Here is a 5181-nt window from a genome sequence, read left to right on the forward strand (position 1 = left end):
GTGTGGGGGGTGTGTATAGTTGTATGAGTCGCCGCGGCGAGGGGCCCTGAAGGGGTGCTGTTGATGTTGTGGTTGGCTCTGAATGATGACTGTCTGGGGGGCTTCTGCGTGCCTGTTGTGGGTGTGTGGTGGTGTCCTGGGGTGGTGTGTTGTTTGAGAACTCAATAGTGTGCTTTTTTGGTTTCGAGCAAATTGTTTTTGTTTGGAAATGTGATACCAATTATTTTATTTATTTTTTGATTGATGACCGTTTGTGGTTTCAATTGTGTCAGCGTGGATCGTGCACCCCCGTGTACGGTTTGTGTTGGTGTTTGAGATCGGGTTGTCAGGCTTTTTGTTTTGTAACGGAGAGTTTGATCCTGGCTCAGGACGAACGCTGGCGGCGTGCTTAACACATGCAAGTCGAACGATGAAGCGGTGCTTGCACCGTGGATTAGTGGCGAACGGGTGAGTAATACGTGAGTGACCTACCTTTGACTCTGGGATAAGCCTGGGAAACTGGGTCTAATACCGGATACGACCAATCTCTGCATGGGGTGTTGGTGGAAAGCGTTATGGAGTGGTTTTAGATGGGCTCACGGCCTATCAGCTTGTTGGTGAGGTAATGGCTTACCAAGGCGACGACGGGTAGCCGGCCTGAGAGGGTGACCGGCCACACTGGGACTGAGACACGGCCCAGACTCCTACGGGAGGCAGCAGTGGGGAATATTGCACAATGGGCGCAAGCCTGATGCAGCGACGCCGCGTGAGGGATGACGGCCTTCGGGTTGTAAACCTCTGTTAGCATCGAAGAAGCGAAAGTGACGGTAGGTGCAGAGAAAGCGCCGGCTAACTACGTGCCAGCAGCCGCGGTAATACGTAGGGCGCGAGCGTTGTCCGGAATTATTGGGCGTAAAGAGCTTGTAGGCGGTTGGTCGCGTCTGCTGTGAAAGGCCGGGGCTTAACTCCGGTTTTGCAGTGGGTACGGGCTAACTAGAGTGCAGTAGGGGAGACTGGAATTCCTGGTGTAGCGGTGGAATGCACAGATATCAGGAGGAACACCGATGGCGAAGGCAGGTCTCTGGGCTGTAACTGACGCTGAGAAGCGAAAGCATGGGGAGCGAACAGGATTAGATACCCTGGTAGTCCATGCCGTAAACGTTGGGCACTAGGTGTGGGGGACATTCCACGTTTTCCGCGCCGTAGCTAACGCATTAAGTGCCCCGCCTGGGGAGTACGGCCGCAAGGCTAAAACTCAAAGGAATTGACGGGGGCCCGCACAAGCGGCGGAGCATGCGGATTAATTCGATGCAACGCGAAGAACCTTACCAAGGCTTGACATGCATTAGATCGCGTCAGAGATGGCGTTTCCCTTCGGGGCTGGTGTACAGGTGGTGCATGGTTGTCGTCAGCTCGTGTCGTGAGATGTTGGGTTAAGTCCCGCAACGAGCGCAACCCTCGTTCTATGTTGCCAGCGGTTCGGCCGGGGACTCATAGGAGACTGCCGGGGTTAACTCGGAGGAAGGTGGGGATGACGTCAAATCATCATGCCCCTTATGTCTTGGGCTTCACGCATGCTACAATGGCCGGTACAGAGGGTTGCGATACTGTGAGGTGGAGCTAATCCCTTAAAGCCGGTCTCAGTTCGGATTGGGGTCTGCAACTCGACCCCATGAAGTCGGAGTCGCTAGTAATCGCAGATCAGCAACGCTGCGGTGAATACGTTCCCGGGCCTTGTACACACCGCCCGTCAAGTCACGAAAGTTGGTAACACCCGAAGCCGGTGGCCTAACCCTTGTGGGGGGAGCCGTCGAAGGTGGGATTGGCGATTGGGACTAAGTCGTAACAAGGTAGCCGTACCGGAAGGTGCGGCTGGATCACCTCCTTTCTAAGGAGCTCAACTATATTGGTTGGCCATGCCATCTGCGAGTGTCGGATGGGTGGTTTGCTCATGGGTGGAATGTCATGTTTCCTGGTTTGTGGTGGGGCCATTGAGGTGCGCTGTTGGGTTTTCGGGCTGCACGCTGTGTGGTCTGTGTGACTGGCTGGTGCTGGTGCTGGGGTTGTCTCTGGTGTTGGTGGTGGTGTGGTTTGTTGTTTGAGAACTGTATAGTGGACGCGAGCATCTTCTGGAAGCTGTGCTGTGCACCTGCCTGTTTTGTGTGTGGGTGTGTGGTGAGTTTTCTGTGATTTTTTCTTTGATTGTTTGTAAGTTGTTAAGGGCACACGGTGGATGCCTTGGCACTAGAAGCCGATGAAGGACGTGTGAATCTGCGATAAGCCTCGGGGAGCCGATAACTGGGCGTTGATCCGAGGATGTCCGAATGGGGAAACCTTGCTCATTGTTATGGTGAGTGACCGCTGGTTGAATGTATAGGCCAGTTGGGGGGAACGCGGGGAAGTGAAACATCTCAGTACCCGCAGGAAGAGAAAATAATAATGATTCTGTCAGTAGTGGCGAGCGAAAGCGGAAGAGACTAAACCTGTGGTGTGTGATACCGGTCGGGGGTTGCATCATGGGGGTTGTGGGAGGCGTCGTGGCAGTTCTGACCGGCTGTTGGCGTGATGTTCAGGATGGTAGGTGAATGGTCTGGGAAGGCCAACCGGAGTGGGTGAGAGTCCCGTAGCTGAAATTGTTCTGACCGCGTGGCGTTTGTCCCGAGTAGCACGGGGCTCGTGGAATCTCGTGTGAATCTGCCAGGACCACCTGGTAAGTCTAAATACTTTCTAGTGACCGATAGTGGATCAGTACCGTGAGGGAATGGTGAAAAGTACCCCGGGAGGGGAGTGAAAGAGTACCTGAAACCGTGTGCTTACAAGCCGTTATAGCCCCCGTTGTGTGGGGTGGTGGCGTGCCTTTTGAAGAATGAGCCTGCGAGTTAGTGTTTTGTCGCGAGGTTAACCCGTGTGGGGTAGTCGTAGCGAAAGCGAGTCTGAATAGGGCGTTGTAGTGGCAGGATCTAGACCCGAAGCGGAGTGATCTATCCATGGCCAGGTTGAAGCACGTGTAAGAGCGTGTGGAGGACCGAACCCACCTAGGTTGAAAACTGGGGGGATGAGCTGTGGATAGGGGTGAAAGGCCAATCAAACTCTGTGATAGCTGGTTCTCCCCGAAATGCATTTAGGTGCAGCGTTACATGTTTCTTGCCGGAGGTAGAGCGACTGGATGGCTGATGGGCCCGCGAGGGTTACTGACGTTAGCTAAACTCCGAATGCCGGTAAGTGAGAGTGTAGCAGTGAGACAGTGGGGGATAAGCTTCATTGTCGAGAGGGAAACAGCCCAGACCATCAACTAAGGCCCCTAAGCGTGTGCTAAGTGGGAAAGGATGTGGAGTTGCTGAGACAACCAGGAGGTTGGCTTAGAAGCAGCCATCCTTGAAAGAGTGCGTAATAGCTCACTGGTCAAGTGATTCTGCGCCGATAATGTAGCGGGGCTCAAGTACACCGCCGAAGTTGTGGCAATCAGCTTTTTGTGGCTGGTTGGGTAGGGGAGCGTCCTGCATGAGGTGAAGCTGCCACGGGAGTGTGTGGTGGATTGTGTGGGAGTGAGAATGCAGGCATGAGTAGCGAATCACGGGTGAGAAACCCGTGCGCCGGATGATCAAGGGTTCCAGGGTCAAGTTAATCTGCCCTGGGTTAGTCGGGGCCTAAGGCGAGGCCGACAGGCGTAGTCGATGGATAACGGGTTGATATTCCCGTACCAGTGAAGAACCGTCCATACTGATATTGTGATGCTAACCATGCCGAACACGGTGTCATGAAGTTTTCTTTGTGGTGTTGTGGGGTGTGTGGGACCCAGGCTTTGGAGGTAAGCGTGTTAACAGGTGTGACGCAGGAAGGTAGCCAAGCCACGCGGTGGTTGTCGTGGTCTAAGCGTGTAGGATGGTTGGTTGTTAAATGCGCCAGCTGTGTGTCTGAGACGTGATGGGACCCCGTTGTTGGGGGATTTGGTGATCCTATGCTGTCGAGAAAAGCATCGGCGTGAGGTTTGAGCTGCCCGTACCCGAAACCGACACAGGTGATCAGGTAGAGAATACTAAGGCGATCGAGAGAATCATGGTTAAGGAACTCGGCAAAATGCCCCCGTAACTTCGGGAGAAGGGGGGCCCTGAGCGTGATCTGCCCGTGCGGTGGGGAGCGTGTAGGGGTCGCAGAGACCAGGGGGAAGCGACTGTTTATCAAAAACACAGGTCCGTGCGAAGTCGTAAGACGAGGTATACGGACTGACTCCTGCCCGGTGCTGGAAGGTTAAGAGGAGTGGTTAGCCCTTTTGGGGGCGAAGCTGCGAATTTAAGCCCCAGTAAACGGCGGTGGTAACTATAACCATCCTAAGGTAGCGAAATTCCTTGTCGGGTAAGTTCCGACCTGCACGAATGGAGTAACGACTTCCCTACTGTCTCAACCATGAACTCGGTGAAATTGCAGTACGAGTAAAGATGCTCGTTTCGCGCAGCAGGACGGAAAGACCCCGTGACCTTTACTATAGTTTGGTATTGGTGTTTGGGTTGGCTTGTGTAGGATAGGTGGGAGACTGTGAAGCTGTCACGCTAGTGGTGGTGGAGTCGTTGTTGAAATACCACTCTGGTCAATCTGAGCGTCTAACTTCGGGCCATGATCTGGTTCAGGGACAGTGCCTGATGGGTAGTTTAACTGGGGCGGTTGCCTCCTAAAGTGTAACGGAGGCGCCCAAAGGTTCCCTCAGCCTGGTTGGCAATCAGGTGTTGAGTGTAAGTGCACAAGGGAGCTTGACTGTGAGAGTGGCGGCTCGAGCAGGTGCGAAAGCAGGGACTAGTGATCCGGCAGTGGCGTGTGGAAGCGCTGTCGCTCAACGGATAAAAGGTACCTCGGGGATAACAGGCTGATCTTGCCCAAGAGTCCATATCGACGGCATGGTTTGGCACCTCGATGTCGGCTCGTCGCATCCTGGGGCTGGAGTCGGTCCCAAGGGTTGGGCTGTTCGCCCATTAAAGCGGTACGCGAGCTGGGTTCAGAACGTCGTGAGACAGTTCGGTCCCTATCCGCTGCGTGCGTTGGAGAATTGAGAAAGGCTGTCCTTAGTACGAGAGGACCGGGACGGACGAACCTCTGGTATGTCAGTTGTACCGCCAGGTGCATGGCTGATTGGCTACGTTCGGGAGGGATAACCGCTGAAAGCATCTAAGCGGGAAGCTTGTTTCGTGATGAGTTCTCCTGGCACCCTTT

2 rRNA genes are annotated in these 5181 nt (G+C 54.3%); both read left to right on the forward strand.

Going from position 1 to position 5181, the window contains the following annotated elements:
- Positions 1-341: 341 nt before the first annotated feature.
- Positions 342-1867, forward strand: a 16S ribosomal RNA gene (locus tag D8M23_RS11615).
- 318 nt (positions 1868-2185) lie between these two features.
- A 23S ribosomal RNA gene (locus tag D8M23_RS11620) occupies positions 2186-5181 on the forward strand; the annotation flags it as partial.

Origin of the sequence: Rothia sp. HSID18067 (genome assembly GCF_003989445.1) — a bacterium.
Lineage (GTDB): Bacteria > Actinomycetota > Actinomycetes > Actinomycetales > Micrococcaceae > Rothia > Rothia aeria.